The sequence below is a fragment of the Salidesulfovibrio onnuriiensis genome, assembly GCF_008001235.1.
In the GTDB taxonomy this organism is placed as follows: Bacteria; Desulfobacterota; Desulfovibrionia; order Desulfovibrionales; family Desulfovibrionaceae; genus Pseudodesulfovibrio; species Pseudodesulfovibrio onnuriiensis.
The window spans coordinates 3,826,752-3,843,319 of record NZ_CP040751.1 but is presented as its reverse complement, the minus strand read 5'-3'; the positions used below and the strand labels follow the sequence as shown (position 1 = coordinate 3,843,319).

15 protein-coding genes are annotated in these 16,568 nt (G+C 60.0%); 14 read left to right on the top strand and 1 reads right to left on the bottom strand.

Annotation, left to right across the window (positions count from 1 at the left end; genetic code table 11):
* Positions 1-123: 123 nt before the first annotated feature.
* Both FGL65_RS17860 and FGL65_RS17855 read left to right on the top strand, forming a co-directional pair.
* Entirely contained in the window at positions 124-1,137 is a 1,014-nt protein-coding gene (locus tag FGL65_RS17860; RefSeq protein ID WP_147822594.1) for an SIR2 family protein, read from the top strand.
* On the top strand, positions 1,137-2,828 hold the full coding sequence (locus FGL65_RS17855; protein ID WP_222705777.1) for an ATP-binding protein: 1,692 nt from the start codon (positions 1,137-1,139) through the stop codon (positions 2,826-2,828). The genes FGL65_RS17860 and FGL65_RS17855 overlap by 1 nt, the downstream gene beginning before the upstream one ends.
* Before the next feature lie 141 nt (positions 2,829-2,969).
* Here FGL65_RS17855 and FGL65_RS17850 read toward each other — a convergent pair whose 3' ends face one another.
* Positions 2,970-3,452: an Lrp/AsnC family transcriptional regulator gene (locus tag FGL65_RS17850; protein WP_187170455.1), complete on the bottom strand. Its 483-nt coding sequence runs from the start codon at positions 3,450-3,452 to the stop codon at positions 2,970-2,972.
* Between the two features lie 282 nt (positions 3,453-3,734).
* Between FGL65_RS17850 and FGL65_RS17845 the strand changes: the two genes are divergently transcribed.
* The 12 genes from FGL65_RS17845 (at position 3,735) to FGL65_RS17790 (ending at position 16,442) form a co-directional block, all read left to right on the top strand.
* Positions 3,735-5,201 (top strand): sodium:solute symporter family transporter, encoded by a 1,467-nt coding sequence (locus tag FGL65_RS17845; protein ID WP_187170454.1) that lies wholly within the window; start codon positions 3,735-3,737, stop codon positions 5,199-5,201.
* Positions 5,202-5,326: 125 nt separating this feature from the next.
* Complete coding sequence (gene argF / locus FGL65_RS17840; protein WP_147822591.1) at positions 5,327-6,376, top strand: ornithine carbamoyltransferase; 1,050 nt, start codon at positions 5,327-5,329, stop codon at positions 6,374-6,376.
* A gap of 13 nt (positions 6,377-6,389) precedes the next feature.
* Positions 6,390-7,490, top strand: a complete 1,101-nt coding sequence (aguA, locus tag FGL65_RS17835) for an agmatine deiminase (RefSeq protein ID WP_147822590.1) — start codon at positions 6,390-6,392, stop codon at positions 7,488-7,490.
* 127 nt (positions 7,491-7,617) lie between these two features.
* Entirely contained in the window at positions 7,618-8,973 is a 1,356-nt protein-coding gene (locus FGL65_RS17830; RefSeq protein WP_147822589.1) for an APC family permease, read from the top strand.
* Positions 8,974-9,097: 124 nt separating this feature from the next.
* Positions 9,098-10,045, top strand: a complete 948-nt coding sequence (gene arcC / locus FGL65_RS17825; RefSeq protein WP_147822588.1) for a carbamate kinase — start codon at positions 9,098-9,100, stop codon at positions 10,043-10,045.
* Between the two features lie 189 nt (positions 10,046-10,234).
* Positions 10,235-11,506 carry an alpha/beta hydrolase family protein gene (locus FGL65_RS17820; protein WP_187170453.1) on the top strand — a complete coding sequence of 424 codons (1,272 nt, stop codon included), beginning with the start codon at positions 10,235-10,237 and terminating at the stop codon, positions 11,504-11,506.
* A 143-nt stretch (positions 11,507-11,649) separates the two neighbouring features.
* The gene (locus FGL65_RS17815; protein ID WP_147822587.1) at positions 11,650-11,985 is read left to right on the top strand and encodes a zinc ribbon domain-containing protein YjdM; all 336 of its coding nucleotides are present in this window, start codon (positions 11,650-11,652) and stop codon (positions 11,983-11,985) included.
* A gap of 199 nt (positions 11,986-12,184) precedes the next feature.
* Entirely contained in the window at positions 12,185-13,138 is a 954-nt protein-coding gene (locus FGL65_RS17810; RefSeq protein WP_147822586.1) for an L-lactate dehydrogenase, read from the top strand.
* Positions 13,139-13,284: 146 nt separating this feature from the next.
* Positions 13,285-14,160 carry a type I methionyl aminopeptidase gene (gene map, locus FGL65_RS17805; protein ID WP_147822585.1) on the top strand — a complete coding sequence of 292 codons (876 nt, stop codon included), beginning with the start codon at positions 13,285-13,287 and terminating at the stop codon, positions 14,158-14,160.
* Positions 14,161-14,194: 34 nt separating this feature from the next.
* On the top strand, positions 14,195-15,211 hold the full coding sequence (locus FGL65_RS17800) for a glycoside hydrolase family 3 N-terminal domain-containing protein (protein ID WP_147822584.1): 1,017 nt from the start codon (positions 14,195-14,197) through the stop codon (positions 15,209-15,211).
* A gap of 56 nt (positions 15,212-15,267) precedes the next feature.
* On the top strand, positions 15,268-15,699 hold the full coding sequence (locus FGL65_RS17795) for a GNAT family N-acetyltransferase (protein ID WP_222705776.1): 432 nt from the start codon (positions 15,268-15,270) through the stop codon (positions 15,697-15,699).
* A 215-nt stretch (positions 15,700-15,914) separates the two neighbouring features.
* A complete protein-coding gene (locus FGL65_RS17790; RefSeq protein WP_147822582.1) occupies positions 15,915-16,442 on the top strand; it encodes a DUF2087 domain-containing protein in 528 nt (175 codons plus the stop codon).
* Positions 16,443-16,568: the final 126 nt, after the last annotated feature.

The following is a 16,568-nucleotide window of genomic DNA, read 5'->3' as shown; positions in this document are numbered from 1 at the left end:
ATCCATATAAGGATACTGACTTCGAGTCGTTCACATGGTATCGGATGATCGATTGACTTCGTCAATGAGAGGCGTGGGCGTTTGGCTAATTATAAAATTTTTGCACAATAAGCAGGTCAAAACGTGAACAAGGAAGCAGTTGAAGAGGCCGTGAAGCGACAGCTCGCTTCGCGAAATGTAGGATATTTGCTTGGGGCAGGCTCATCCTATTTGGCCGGCGGGGGCTACCCTCTCGCTGCTGGGTTGTGGGATTTGGTCAAGCCAGTCCTCCCAGAAGCCGAGTGCAATGATATTGCTCGAAAACTTGATGAGGGGGCTTGGGGGATAGAGCATGCTTTGGATTTGCTTGATGACGGCGGCGTAGTGGAGTCGCCTCACCGAGTTTCTGTCACCAATGCAATTGCGAAAGTCTTTCTTGGTATAGCGCCCTCACTTGAGTCGCATGTCGAATTTGTAACCCGGATAGTTTCTCGTCGAAACGGTTTTCCGAATCCTGTCTTCTCATTGAACTATGACCCACTGGTTGAACGGGCAGCAGAGATGGCCGGGGTTAAGCTTGTGGATGGTTTTTGGGGGGCTGAGAAAGCCTTTTTTGATGGGAACGTGTTTTCGCGATTAGCATACGCAAAACAAGCTGGGGGCAGGGGGGCAGTTGCTCGCCCGATTCAAGATACATTTCACCTAATCAAGCTGCATGGGTCTGTGGGGTGGTTTGATTATGAGGACATTGGGCTGCGCCGATGCTCCTACTCTTGCGACTGTCCAGATCACGCGCGGCATTTAATGGTTCCGCCTCAGTACAGGAAAGCTTCGGATGTAACCTCCCAGCCTTATTCGGCTTTGTGGAGTGTTTTTAGGATGCGACTTGCCCATGGACCAGAGTTGTTAAATCGTCTGGCTGTGATTGGCTACGGTATGAAGGATGAGCATGTTAATGACGTACTCGCTAATGCTCTTGGGCGCGACGATTTTACTTTGTTGGTCTTCTCTAGAAGCTTAGACGATGAGGCTTTCGGACGTTGGAGTGCATATCGCAATGTAATTATCGTGACTCAAGATCGGTGTTCTTTGATTGGTGATGTTGTGGAAGGGCACCCTTCTTTGTGGGATTTCCAGGTTATTTGCAATGAGGTGTAATGATGAGCGGTGAATGTAAGACCCTGATTGGGCATATCGTGGATGTTAAAGGTGATGCCTTGCTAGCCAAAGTGGTTGACGAGCAACAAGATTGTGTCCCCGCTGTCACCATAGGAGATAAGGACATTCTTGTCGGCCAAATAGGTTCATACGTCTCCGTGGTGCAAGGCGATACACGCCTCCTTGCTTTGGTATCCCGGATGTCTGAGGCGGAGAAGCTTGTTCCCATGGAGAAAGGCGGGGGCGGTGAAGCATTGATGACAACTTTTGCTCAAAGAACCCTCAGCCTGATTCCGATTGGTTCGTTCGATGGTGCTGGTAAATTTGAGAGAGGGGTTTCTGTTTACCCAACGACTGGAGCCGAGGTTCACGCGGTTAGCTCGGAGGACGTTAATGTGATCTTTTCCGACTTTAGTGCGAAAGGGTACAGCCTCGGAACATTGGCATCGAATCCAGATTTAAGGGTGTTTTTGGACCCTTCCTCAATGTTTGGCCGTCACTTTGCCATTCTTGGGCAAACGGGTGCGGGTAAATCTTGGACCGTGGCATCCGTGATACAAAAGGCGGTCAAGGTCATGCCCAAAGCTCATATCATTGTTCTTGATCTTCATGGTGAATATTGCTGGAAAGATCAAAACAATGAAGCGTGTTATGCCTTTGATTCTGACGTCGTTAGAAGTATCGACGCTAGAGAATTGGAAATGCCTTATTGGTTGATGACCTACGCTGAGCTTTGTGATCTCCTGATAGATCATACTGAGTTTACGGCACATAATCAGGTTGCTTTTTTTAGAGACACCTTGCGTCAACTTAGAGAGCGAGAAATGGGACCGCTTGGATTGAGCAGGGTAACTGTCGATACCCCTGTGTATTTCTCTATAGACGAACTCCTTGCATTAATTGATGCAGAAAATAATCGGAAAGTGCAGGGGCAAAGGGGGCCCAAGAATGGTCCCAACTATGGCGTTTTTGACAGGTTTGTTACTCGCCTTGAGAGCCGAATGAATGATGTCCGCTACGACTTTCTGTTGAAGCCTCAGGTACGGACCACATCCGATTCTCTTGCTGCCCTGCTGCGTGATTTTGTGGGATTGGGAGAGCCAAAAAGACAGGTGACTATCGTTGACCTTTCTTCGGTTCCTTTTGATGTGAGACCTACGGTTGCGGCCCAGATAGGGCGGTTGGCTTTTGAGTTTAACTATTGGAATCCTGAGTATCGTAATTTCCCCCTGCTTCTCATTTGTGAAGAGGCGCACAACTACATTCCTCGCTCTTCTTCGGCTCAGTTCGCGGGAGCGCGCAAGTCAATGGAGCGGATAGCTAAGGAAGGCAGGAAGTATGGTGTAGGATTGGGGGTTGTTAGCCAGAGGCCCCATGAAGTATCAGAAACGGTCCTTGCCCAATGTGGGACGTTCCTGTGCTTAAGGATCACCAACCCAAGCGACCAAAATTATGTAAGGAATCTTGTCCCGGAAGCTGAACGGGATTTGATTTCTATTCTTGCTGGGCTTGGACGTGGGGAGTCCTTGGCATTAGGTGAAGCTGTTCCTCTACCAACACGAATCAAAATAGATCAGCCAAGTCCTGAACCCAATAGTAATGATGTTGATTTTCATGATAAATGGATCACCGGCCCTGATGATCTAGATGTTGATGATATCGTTGAAAAATGGCGTAAGCAGGAGCGATAGGCTGTGGAGTTGATGATAAGATCTCCTTGGGGGGAGGCGAACTGTTTATCGTGCAACCGGGAGCCCCTTTGCCCTGGCCACCGAAAAAAAGGCCCCGATCCAGATGGAGCGGGGCCTTTTCTTGTTCCGGGGTGACGCGGCTCAGTCCTTGAAGTCGCTCTCCACGGGCAGCCATTCGTCTATATTGTAGATGATCTTGGGGATGATGAAGAAGTTCACGACCTCGACGCCCTCGATCTGCGGCAGGGTGGCGTTGATGAAGTCGTACATCTCCTCGTTGTTCAGGAAGCGGGTTTCGATGGCCAGGTTGGCCTTTCCCCATCCGGAGGCGATGTAGCAGACATTGGGGTTGTTCTTACAGTCCTCGACAAAGCTGTCATAGACCTCGGGGTCGACCTTCAGGTTGATGTCGGCGATGGAGTGATAGCCGAACATGTCCGGAGCAACGATGGTCGTGATCCTGACCGCGCCGGAGTCGACCAGGTGGTTCAGCCTGCGGCGAATGGTCCGTTCGTTGATGCCCGTGTTTGCGGCGATCTTGGCGGCCGGCATCCGGGCGTCCTTGGAAAGCTCCTTGATGATCTTGAAGTCGGTTTTGTCAAAGTTCTTTATCCGTTCAGACAATTTCAGTCTCCTTATTCGTGGCTCGGTCGGGTGGCGCTTATGTGCGCCAACAGGGATCGACTGTTGCATAATCGGACGCGCTTGTCAAAGATAATGGTTCATTTTTGCCCACTTTGGACTTTTGTGTGTCCGAATCGGACATAAGAAGTGTCGAAATGGCAACAACTATGTTGACAAAAGTGTATCTGAATAGTATTTGGTGGTCATGTAGTTGAAGTAAAGCGGACGTTCCAAGGGGTTCTAACCTGTATTCGAGGGTCGCCATACATGGATCCGGATAGCTTGATACCTTTACTCATAGTCGCGGTCTTTCTGCTCGGCGTCATTGCCGTGGGCAAGCTGGCGTCCCGGCGGATAAAGACGTCGGAGGACTACATGGTCGCAGGCAGGGGCGCGGGGCTGCCCCTGATCGTCGGGACCCTGTTCGCGACCTTCTGGGGAGGGGGCGTCATCATCGGGGCCACCGGGGCCTCCTATGACGAAGGCATTTTCGGCGTGGTCGAGGACCCCTTTGCCGCCGGGCTGTCCCTGATCCTTGTCGGCGTCTTCTTTGTCAGGATCCTGCGCGGGCTCAAGATCCGCTCCGTGGGCGAGCTCTACAAGTGTCGGTTCGGGACCGGGACCGGCTATCTGGCCTCCGCCCTGATGATTCCCACCTATGTGGTCTGGACCGCGGTCCAACTGCTGGCCATCGGGAAAATCGTCAACGTCCTGTTCGGGATCGATTTCACGGTCGCATTCCTGGGGGCGGCGCTGGTCGTCGTCCTCTTCACCTATATGGGCGGCCTTGTCGCGGTTGTCTGGACCGATGCCGTCCAGATGGTCATCATCTTCATCGGCCTGCTGGCCATCCTTGCGGCCGGGTTCTCCGCCGCGGGCGGGGTGGAACATGTCCTGGCCGTCGCCCCTGACGGATACTGGAACATCCTGCCGCGTGACAGGAGCCCCATGGGCTGGGTCAGCTACCTGGCCATGTGGGCGGGGATGAGCCTGGGCAACATACCCAGCCCGGACATCGCCCAGCGGGCATTCATCGCCAAGGATTCCAGGACCGCCTACAAGGGCATGATCATCGCCGGCAGCCTCTACTGGACCGTGGGCTTCATCCCCATCGTCATCGCCCTCATCGGCATCGCCCTGGTGGGCGACGGCACCCTGGACGCGAGCCAGTTCGCCCATGACAGCGAGCTGCTGGTCCCGTACATGGCCAAGGCCCTTCTCGGCCCGGTGGGGCTCGGCGTCTTCGTGGCCTCGCTCATCGCGGCGGTGCTCTCGAGCGCCAGCACCTCGCTCTTCGCCACGGCCGTCCTGTTCTCCAACGACATCTACAAGCCGCTCAAGGCCAGCATGACCGGTAAGTTGCTGGAAGATGACGATGCCGCCATGCTGCGCGCGACCAAGTTCTTCGTCGTCACCGTGGGGGTGCTCTCCGTGGGCGTCGGCCTGGTCTGCAGCTTCATCTACGAGCTGACCATCTTCGCATTCACCCTGCAGCTGGGTGTCCTGTTTTTCCCCTTTGTCCTCGCTCTCAAGGCCCGGTGGGTGACCGCCCACGGCGTGATTGCCGGTATGGTCGGCGGCGTTCTGGTGAACCTGGCCGGGTGCCTCTGGCAGGGGTCGATCATCCCCGAACCCTGGGAGTTCTTCACCCTGGTGCCGCCCCTGGTCAACCTGGCCCTGATCGTCGTGGTTTCGGCGCTCACCAGGGAGCGCGCCAGAACGGAGAGTCTGGAGAGTCTTTACTTTTAGGAAAACACCCCAGTTGATCTCGGGGTTTTCATAACGGCGGCGCGGTATGGGCGGTGCACAGCCCGTGGGTGCTGCCGGCACAGGCAAGTACGAGATTATGATTCAAAGGTTCAAGGAGAATTAAAATGAAAAAACCATCTTCCAGCGCAACCAATCTGGAAAAGAAGAACATGCGCCATATGATTTCCATGAAGGACTTCACCACCGCCGAAATGGACGGCATGATGGAGCTCATGGCCATGCTCAAGCAGGCCCGGAAGGACAACGCCATCCCCCACCTGTTCAAGGACAAGTCCGTGGCCATGATCTTCGAGGCCGGTTCCACCCGGACCAGGATCTCCTTCGAGGTCGCCGCGACCCTGCTCGGCGGGCACGGCCTGTTCCTGTCCCCCAGGGACATCCACCTCGGCGGCGGCAAGGAATCCATCGACGACACGGCCCGGGTTCTTTCTCGCATGTGTGACATCATCATGGCCCGGACCAACGACCCCGGCACTATCGACGCCCTCTGCAAGATGTCCACCGTGCCCGTCATCAACGGCTTGGACACCCGTTTCCACCCGACCCAGATGCTCGCCGACCTGTTCACCATCAGGGAGCACATCACCGACGGCCGCCAGCTCTCCGACCTGACCCTGGCCTTCATGGGCGACGCCACCGACGTCTGCCGCTCCCTGCTGCTGACCTGCACCAAGTACGGCATGAACTTCAAGCAGATCGGCCCCAAGAAATACCACATGCAGCAGGAATGGCTCGACCTGGCGGACGAGTTCTGCAAGGAGACCGGCGCTTCCTACGAGATCACCGAGGATGTGGAAAAGGTTCGCGAATGCGACGTCATCTACGGCGACAGCTTCTACTGGGTCACCCAGACCGACGAAAAGGAAGAACGCCTCGCCGCCTTCATGCCCGACTACGTCATCACCGAGGAACTCATGGCCAAGGCCAAGCCGGGCGCGCTGCTGCTTCACTGCCTGCCCGCCAACGACAAGGAGGAAGTGACCCGAGGCGCTCTTGAAGGCCCCCATTCCGTGGCCTTTGACGAGGCCGAAAACCGCCTGACCGCGCAGATGGCCATTCTCGTCTACTTCACCCACAAGTTCACCCCGGAGCCGACCGAGGAAGTGAGGAAGGCTCACGAAACCAAGATCAGGGATTTTCTGAAAACCCTGTAAACGGAGATTGGATATGTCCAAGAAAATTGACAGCACGCCCAGGGCCGACGGCTACCGGATGCCCGGTGAGTTCGAGCCCCATGCAGGTTGCTGGATGATCTGGCCCGAGCGCACGGACAACTGGCGCAACGGGGCCAAGCCCGCCCAGAAGGCCTTTGCCGAGGTCGCCGAGGCCATCGCCGAGCACGAGCCGGTGACCATGTGCGTTTCCGAGCGGCAGTACATGGCCGCCAAGGAGGTCCTGAGCCCCCGGGTGCGCGTGGTGGAGATGTCGTCCGACGACTCCTGGATGCGCGACGTGGGCCCCACCTTCGTGGTCAACGGCAAGGGTGACGTGCGCGGCGTGGACTGGCGCTTCAATGCCTGGGGCGGGCTCGTGGACGGCCTCTACTTCCCGTGGGACAAGGACGACAAGGTTGCCGTGAAGGTCTGCGAGATGGAGGGCAAGGACTACTACAGCCTGGAGTCCTTCATCCTGGAGGGCGGCTCGATCCACACCGACGGCGACGGCACCGCCATCGTGACCGAGGCCTGCCTGCTGCACGAAAGCCGTAACCCGGACCTGACAAAACATGAGATCGAGAACACGCTCAGGGACTACCTCGGCGTGGAAAAGGTCCTCTGGCTTCCCAACGGCATCTATCTGGACGAGACCAACGAGCACGTGGACAACATCGTCCACTACTGCGCGCCGGGCGTGCTGGTGCTGGCCTGGACCGACGACGAGAACGATCCCCAGTACCCGCTCTCCAAGGCCGCCCTGGATTACCTGGAAGGGGAGACCGACGCCAGGGGGCGCAAGCTGGAGATCCACAAGATCCACATTCCGGATGAAGTGCTGATCACCAAGGAGGAAAGCCAGGGCGTGGATTCCGTGGACGGCACGCTGCCCAGGGTGGAAGGGGACCGGCAGGCCGCGTCCTACGCCAACTTCTACATTGCCAACGGAGCGGTCATCCTGCCGGTTTTCGGCGATGACGTGCACGACAGGGCTGCCGTGGAAACGCTGCGGAAGGTCTTCCCGGACAGGAAGATCGTGAGCATCTACGCCAGGGAGATCATCCTTGGCGGCGGCAACATCCACTGCATAACGCAACAGCAGCCGCTGGGGTAGAAATGCAGTCGTCGGCACCGTTCTGAGGCGGTGCCGACGACCTAACCAAAAGCCAGACAAGGGCAACAGCGCTTTTTTTGACGAGATTGTTGCGGATTGTCACTCAAGTCTGGCGGGGGTTGATACAATGGAAGAAAAGAAAGTCAGCTTGTTTAAGATGGTATCCTTTACCGTGTGCGGTATCGTGGTGCTCGATACGTTTGTTGCTCCGGCGGTCATGGGCGTTTCGTCCATCTCGGTCTGGCTGCTGACCGCCGCCCTGTTCTTCGTTCCCTACGGCCTGATCAACGCCGAGCTCGGCGCGGCCTATCCCGAGGACGGCGGCATCTATCTCTGGGTGAAGCGCGCCTTCGGCGAATTCCAGGCGACCCTGGTGGCCTGGTTCTACTGGGTCAACGTGGCCTTCTGGATGCCCGCGGTCTTCATCGCCTTCACCACATGGTTCTCCATGGCCTTTGCGCCCGAACTGGGCACCTGGCCGTCGGCGGGAATCACCATCGCCATGTGCTGGCTGATCGTCGCCATCGGCATCAAGGGCGCGGACCTGAGCGTCACGATGACAAATATAGCCGCCATTATCAAGGTCAGCGTCCTGCTCATCTTCGGCGTGCTCGGCGTGATCTACGCCGCCACCAAGGGCGTTGCGAACGACTTCTCGCTCGCCTCCTTCGCCATCGATTTCAACTTCGACACCGTCGCCTACAGCTCGGCCATCGTCTACAACCTGCTCGGTTTCGAGCTCATCAGCTCCATTGCCTCCCAGGTCGACGATCCCGGCAAGAACATCCCCAAGATGACCATCCTTGCCGGTATCCTCATCGCCGGTCTGTATATCGTCGGCACCTTCGGCGTGCTGGTGGCCATCCCGGCGGACGAGCTCGATCCGCTGTATGGCTTCTTCTACGCGATCAAGGAACTGTGCAGCATCTTCGGCCCCGGCCAGGAGATCGCCTTCAGCGTCGTCATTGCCGCCACCCTGCTCACCCTCGTCGCCAACATGATCTCCTGGACCCTGGGCGGCGTGGAGGTGCTGGACGAGGCCGAGTTCACCAAGAAGACCAAGATCCTGGGCCACAGGCACGCCAAGTACGACACCCCGGATTACTCCTACATCCTCATGGGCGTCATCTCCACCCTGCTGATCGTGCTCAACTTCTCCCTGGGAGAGGGGGCCAACGACGCCTTCTGGACGATCCTGTCCTTCAGCTTCCTGGTCTTCTTCCTGCCCTACCTGTGGCTCTTCCCGGCCGCGGTCAAGCTGCGGCTCATCGATCCCGACACCCCGCGCCCGTACAAGGTGCCGGGCGGCATGTTCGGCCTGTGCGTGGCCGCCGGGCTCGGCTTTGCCTTCATCGCGCTGGGGTGCTTCCTGCTCTTCTTCACGGGCGAGGGCTTTGATCCGCTGTACCACGGCACCCTGGTCATCGGCACCGGCCTGACCACCCTGTGCGGCGTGTTGTTCTATCGCAAGAGCCATTCCTAGCCCCGGGCGGGACGGTTTCGCGATAGGTCGTATGGAACCAGTTTATCCAGTTGTCCCGGCTCGTTGTGCATGGCTCGCCATGGGCAGGGAGCGGGCCGGGACGTTTCAATAAAGGAATCTTCACATGAAGTCTGAAAATGAAGTGCGGCGCGTGGTTGTCGCACTCGGCGGCAACGCGCTCATCAAGCGCGGCGATGAAATGAATACCGAGGTCCAGCGCAAGAACGTCGCCCTTGTGGCGGACGCCCTGTCCGAGATCGCCCGGGAGCACGAGCTGGTCATCACCCACGGCAACGGGCCGCAGGTGGGCCTGCTCGCGCTCCAGGCAAGCTCCATGGGCAAGCCTGCGGACTGGCCCCTGGACGTCCTGGGCGCACAGTCCGAAGGGATGATCGGCTACCTGATCGAGCAGGAGATGGGCAACCGCCTTCCCGACAGGAAGTACGCGACCCTGCTGACGCAGGTGGAGGTCGATCCCGGGGATCCCGCCTTCGACAACCCCACGAAGCCCATCGGCCCGGTCTACTCCAGGGAGCAGGCCGACCAGCTGGCCTCGGAGTACGGCTGGAGCATCGCGCCGGACAACGAGTACTGGCGCAGGGTGGTCCCGTCCCCGCTTCCCAAGCGCATCTACGAGATCGACACCATCAGGATGCTGGTGGACAACGGGGTCATCGTGGTCTGCTCCGGCGGTGGCGGCATTCCCACCATGTACGTCGAGGAAGGGAAGATCAGCGGCGTGGAGGCCGTCATCGACAAGGACCGCGTGGGCTCGCTGCTGGCGGGCGGCCTGGATGCCGACATGTTCATCATCCTGACGGACGTGTCCGGGGTCTACTCCAACTGGGGGGAAGAGGGCGCCACGCCCATCCGGGAGATCTCGCCCAAGGCCATCCGGGAATACGACTTTGCCAAGGGGTCCATGGGGCCCAAGGTCGAAGCCGCCTGCGAGTTCGCCGAAAGGACGCGCAAGACCGCGGTCATAGGCGCCCTCGAGGACCTGTCGGAGATCATCGAGGGCCGGGCGGGCACGCGGGTTTCCCTGTTCGCAGGCGAAACCACTTGGTATTAATCATAGATAGCATTCATCCACACACCTCCAAAGCCGGGGCGGGAGTGGCTCCTCCTTCCCGCCCCGCGCCCCCACACCAAGCCTCCGGCCACACGGGCCGGAGGCTTTTTTAATGTGGTGTACAGGAAAACCGCCGGGTGCTATCCGGGAACGTGAATCCTGCTGCAACGCATCAAAAGGGGGACGACCATGGAGTTTCGCGCACGGTTCCGGATGATCCTGCCGGCAGTGCTTGTCCTGCTGCTCTGCCTGGCCCAGGCGGCCGTGGCCGATGAGGCCGAAAAGGATTTCGACGCCCACGGCATGAGCTTCAGCTACCGGTTCAAGGACAGCGACATGGACTTTCACTTCGGCAACCTGGTCCTGGGTGCGGCGGTGAACCATGGTGTGGGCATCGGGGAGGCCTTTTACGCGGCCTCGCGCATAGAGGACGGGGACGCGGCCGGCTGGCACGAGCAGTGGTGCGGACTGGCGCGCCGCGTGGAGGCCCGGGGCGAAAAGGCCCTTTCCGGCGGGCACGAGGTGAGCGCCCGGGAGCAGTTCCTGCGCGCGGCCTATTACTACAGGATCTCGCTGCTGGGCATGTTGCCGGACAACCCGGAACTGCTCAGGCGCGGGCGGCGCTGCCGGACCCTGATGAAAAAGGCGGGCCAGCTCTTTGATCCGCCCGTGGAATACATCGAGATCCCGTTCGAGGGCACCGTGCTGCCCGGCTATTTCCGGCCCGCCCTTGCCGACGGCGGGCCCCGGAAGACGCTGCTCATGATCGGCGGCGGCGAAACCTTTGCCGAAGACCTGTATTTCTACATCGCGCGACAGGCCTTTGAGCGCGGGTACAATTTCATGACCGTGGACCTGCCCGGCCAGGGCTTGCTGCCCGCCGAGGGCAAGGTCTTCCGGACCGATACTTACGTGCCCATGAAGGCCGTGGCGGACTATGCGCTCGGCCGTCAGGAGGTGGACCCGGAAAGGTTCGCTGCCTACGGCATCAGCGGCGGCGGGCTCTTCGTGCCCCAGGCCGCGCAGCACGACCCGCGCATCCGGGCCATTGCCATGAACTCCGCGGTGGTGGACGCCCATCCCATCTTTGCCGCCATGCCCGTGGCCGGCGCGGACGAGAGCGAGATGGCCTCGTGGACCTCCTTCCACGCCAATGTGGTGCGCTCCATCTGCTGGCGTTACGGCGTGGACACCCCCGCCGGGCTGGTGGGGGCCAACAGGGGCAACACGTTCGATCCTCACCAAGTGGGCGTTCCCGCGCTGATCATCGTGGGCGAAAACGATTACGCCAGCGACGAGGTCAAGCGGCAGCAGGCGCTGGCCATGGAGGGTTTCCCCAATCCGAGGAAGAAAATGGTCGTCACCCCGGCGGACGAGGGCGCGACCAACCATTGCGTCATGGAGAACCGGGCCCTGGTGGGCCAGGTCCTGTTCGACTGGCTTGACGGGGTGTTCCGATAGCGGCGCTGGGGAGCGGCACGGCCCGCCGTTTCCGGCCTCCCGGAAAGGGTGGATCATCCGGGCTTTTTATGCTTTGATCGGCCCGCATTTCGGCGAAGGCCACCCTGAAACAGGGAATCATAAACGCAACCAATTGGAAAGTTATGGAAAAGTTACCTAATTGCCCGCAGTGCAATTCCGAATACGTGTATTCCGACGGCAGCATTCTCATTTGCCCGGAATGTGGTTTTGAATTTCAGGCCGAAGACGCGGCCGAGCGGGTCTACAAGGACGCCAACGGCACTGTCCTGGCGGACGGCGATACGGTCATTGTCATTCAGGACCTGAAGGTCAAGGGCGCTTCCTCGGCCATCAAGAAGGGCACCAAGGTCAAGAACATCAGGCTGGTGGAGCCCGAGGACGGCGTGCATGACATTTCCTGCAAGATCGACGGGTTCGGGGCCATGATGCTCAAGACCTCGGTGGTCAAGAAGGCGTAGTCCCGGCGCGTTTTCACGGATTTCGGGACCATTCCCGGAAAGGAAGGGGACACTGGCTGCACGGCCGGTGTCCTCTTGTTTTTTTCTTTCAAAAATAAATCCATTTCCGGCTTACTTTTCCCACTATTTTGGATACGCTATCCTTCCTTTGAAAATTGCCCCGGGTTTGAATCAAAAAAACAGGACACGAGGGAGCGATATGAAGACGAGAAGGACGAAGCTGGCGCTTATCGGAACCGGAATGGTGGGGGCGGCCTTTGCCTATGCCCTGACCCTCAAGCGGCTGGTCAACGAACTGGTGCTGGTGGACCTGGATCAGGCCCGCGCCGAGGGCGAGGCCATGGACCTGCGCCACGGGCTGCCGCTCATCGGCCCCATGGAGATCACCGCCGGGGGCTACGAGGAGTGCGCCGGGGCGGACATCGTGGTCATCACGGCCGGGGCCAACCAGAAGCCCGGCCAGACGCGCCTGGACCTGCTCAAGATCAACGTGAAGATCGTGAACGACATTGCCGAGAAGATCCTGAAACTGGGCGGGGAGCCCATCATCATCGTGGCCTCCAACCCCGTGGACGTGCTGACCCTGGACCTGCTCAAGAAGACGGGCCTGCCCAGCAACAAGATCATCGGCTCGGGCACGGTGCTGGACAGCTCCCGCTTCCGGCAGATGCTGGCCGAGAAGCTGGACGTGGACGTGCGCAGCGTGCACGCACACATCATCGGCGAGCACGGGGATTCGGAGCTGGCGGTCTGGAGCCAGGCAAACGTCTCCTGCGTGCCCCTGGAGCGTTTCTTTGCCCAGCGCAAGGTCCCGTTCACTCCCGGGATCCGCGAGGATATCCTGAACAAGGTCCGCAGGGCCGCCTACGAGGTCATCGACCGCAAGGGAGCGACCTCCAACGCCATCGGCGTGGCCCTGTGCCGCATTGTCGAGGCCATCATCAAGGACGAGAAGAGCGTGCTCACGGTCTCCACCTCGGTGCAAGGGCTGCACGACCTGCCCGACGTCTGCCTGGCCATGCCCTGCGTCATCGGCGAAAACGGGGTCGAGGCCGTGCTGGAAACCCTGCTCGACCGGGAGGAGTTCCGGACGCTTCACGAATCAGCCAACGTGCTCCTGAGCCATGCCCGCGACCTGGGCCTGGTGGACTAGCGGATTCGGCGGAAATATCGGACAGGGCGGGGGCGCGATTGCGTCCCCGCTTTTTTAATCCTTTCAGTCCTTTTCAACGATCCATCTTTTTGTAAGTATCGTCCCCCGGCTGCAAATTGCGATAATCATAATTCAGGGGACCTGCCATGGACACCAAAATCGGACGCAATGATCCCTGCCCGTGCGGCAGCGGCAAGAAATACAAGAAGTGCTGCATGGACAAGGGGCAGGAAGAGAGCCTGGATCTGCAGAGCCTTCTCGGCAGGTACAACGTCCGGCTGAAAACGCCGGAACAGATAGAGGGCATCCGCCGGTGCGGCGAGCTGGTCATGCGCACCTTCGACGCCGTCAGGGACCTGATCCGGCCGGGCGTGGCGACCGAGGAGATCGACCGGGTGGTGCACGAATTCACCGTCAGGAACGGCGCGCGTCCCGCCCCGCTGAATTACCACGGGTTCCCCAAAAGCGTCTGCGTTTCGCCCAACGAGGTCGTCTGCCACGGCATTCCCGGCGGCTACGTGCTCAAGGACGGCGATATCGTCAACGTGGACATCACCTCCATTCTCGACGGCTACTATGCGGACTGCAACCAGAGCTATTTCGTGGGCACCCCTTCCCGGGAGGCCCGCAAGATCGTGGACGTGGCGCGCGAAAGCCTGCGCCTCGGGCTTGAGCAGGCTAGGCCCGGCAACCTCATCAACGACATTTCCTCCGCCATCCAGACCTATGCCGAAGGCCAGGGCTGCTCCGTGGTGCGCGAATACATGGGCCACGGCGTGGGGCTGGAGTTTCACGAAGCGCCCAACGTCCCGCACTACCGCTCCCGCCTGGGCAACGTGCCCCTCGTGCCGGGCATGACCTTCACGGTCGAGCCCATGGTCAACCTGGGCAAGAAGGACGTGCGGGTGCTCGATGACGGCTGGACCGCCGTCACCAAGGACGGCTCCCTTTCCGCCCAGTTCGAGCAGACCATCGTCATCACCGAAACCGGGTTTGAGAGCCTGACGCCGTTCGAGCTGTAACTCCTCGGGATTGCTACCGGTACAAGGAGCTGCCATGTCTCATACGCTTTTGGAAAACGCCCATGCAGTGCTTTTCCCCGCCTTTTCGAACCTGTCTCTCAGCGACGCCGTGAACCGGCATCTGTCCAGCGGAGGTTGTTCGGTCCTGCTGGGAGAGACCCGGAGCGAATACGTGGCCAGGAAAATGTCGCCCGGGCGCATGGCCGAGGAAACCGTAGAGTCGTTTCATGAAGTGACCGCCAGGGCAAAGGGGCTGGCCGGGAGCCTGCTCGTTGCCGTGGATCAGGAGATCTGCGGTATCTGCAGGCTGCATGGGCTGGCGCCCGCCTTTCCCTCCGCCGCGAAGCTCGCCGGGATGGAGGAGACGGAATTCGAGGCGCTTGCGGGGCGGGTTGCCGCCACTGCAAGGGGGCTCGGGATCAACTGCTTTCTTTCCCCCATTCTGGACTGCGTGACCGGGGTGAATCCCTGGCTCAGGAACAGGACGTGGTCCAGGGATGTCTCGGCCATCGGGGCCCTTTCCTCCGCCTTCATCCGTGGGGTGCAGCGGCATGGCGTCGCGGCCACGGCCAAGCATTTTCCCGGGTACGCAGACATTGCGCTCGACCCCGCCGAGGAGGCGGAGGCGCGGTCCCGTGTTCCCCGGGCCGTTGTGGAGGCGGGGTTGGGGGCTTTTGCGCAGGCCGTGGATGCGGGCGTGGAACTGGTCATGCTGGGGCCCGCCATTGTCGAGGCCGTGGACCCGCAGTGCCCGGCCTCGGTATCCGCCGCCACCATTGCCCTGCTGCGCGATCGGTTCGGGTTCGACGGTGTGGTCATGACGGACGGCCTGGAGGCTCCGGCCACCTCGCTGGGACGGGATGTGGCCGAGGTGGCTGTGGACGCATTGAACGCCGGTGCGGAAATGCTGCTCGTGGGCGACGAGGGCGGGAAGCTCGACACCCTGGCGGCTCGGATTGTCCGTGCCGTTGATTCGGGGGAATTGCCGGAAGAAAGGCTTCAGCGGGCCGCCGACAGGGTCAGGGCGTTGAGCCGCAGATATTCGGCCTGACCTTCCGCGTCTGCGGCAGGGTAGGGCTTCATGACAAAGGATCACAGGAAATGAACATGGAAATAGTGGCGGCAGCGAAGCAGGACCACGCCGAAATCACCGACGTCTGGGAGGCCTCTGTCCGGGCCACGCACCATTTTTTGTCCGAAGAGGACATCCTGTTTTTCCGGCCGCTGGTTCTCAATGAATACCTGGCGGCGGTGGATCTCTACTGCCTGAAGGACGGGAACGGGAAGATCCACGGTTTTCTGGGCGTGCTCGACGGGAAGATAGAGATGCTCTTTCTCGATCCCGAAAGCAGGGGTAAGGGCCTGGGCAGGCTGCTGCTGACCTTTGCCGTGGAAACGCTCGGCGCGGACAAGGTGGACGTCAACGAGCAGAACCCCGCCGCCGTGGGCTTCTACGAACACATGGGGTTCAGGGTTGCGGGCCGTTCCGCGCTGGACGGCTCGGGCAAGCCGTTTCCTCTCCTGCACATGGAGCGCTAGCCCACGGGAGTTCCTGAGATGCCCGACTTGCATGGGGCGGCCGTTTGTACTACACCGGAATCCGGTCGGCAGTTCACCGAGGCGTCGCCGCCCCGCAAGGGGAGCTAAACCTGCCATATCCCTTTTCCACCCGACACCTTGTAAGCGTGCCGAGTCGGAAGTCGGCGACCACCGGCAATCCATACATACGGTAGGCGCGAAAGCGAGGTTGAACCATGGGAAGAACCCCGATGCCCCTGTACGTGGGCGACGTTTCCGTATTGGCGCGTTCCCTGCGCCGCACCCTGCTCGATTCCGAGCATATCCCCAGCCATGTGGAGATGCTGAACCTGCTGGCCAAGTCCGCAGGGTTCAGGAATTTCCAGCACCTGAAGGCCGGGCAGGAGCGCCCCCGCGCGGGTTCCGCCCCGCAGGGCGAGGCAAAAGCCGATCTGAAGCGGGCGAAGCGGGCCGCCGGGTATTTCGACCTGGACGGCAGGCTGACCCGCTGGCCCAAGAAGCACAGCCTGCGCGTGCTGTGCCTGTGGGTGCTCTGGTCCAGGCTGCCTGCCCGGGAGGACATGTCCGAGCTGGAATTCGATGAACGGCTGGTGCTGGGCCACACCTTCTGCGACCACACCATGCTCCGGCGCTGGATGGTGGACCTGGGGCTTGTCTCCAGGACTCCGGACGGCCGCGAGTACCGGCGGATCGAGGCGCAGCCTCCGGCCGAGGCCCTGGAGGTCTTCCACCTCCTGCACTGACGGCCTTGCCGGCAATCATGCAACAAGGGCCCGGGATCGCTCCCGGGCCTTTTCCTTTGGGCTTTCCATTCTTTCTCCCCATCAACAATCATGGTCGTGACACGGTGCCCGCTTGAGGGTAGGGTG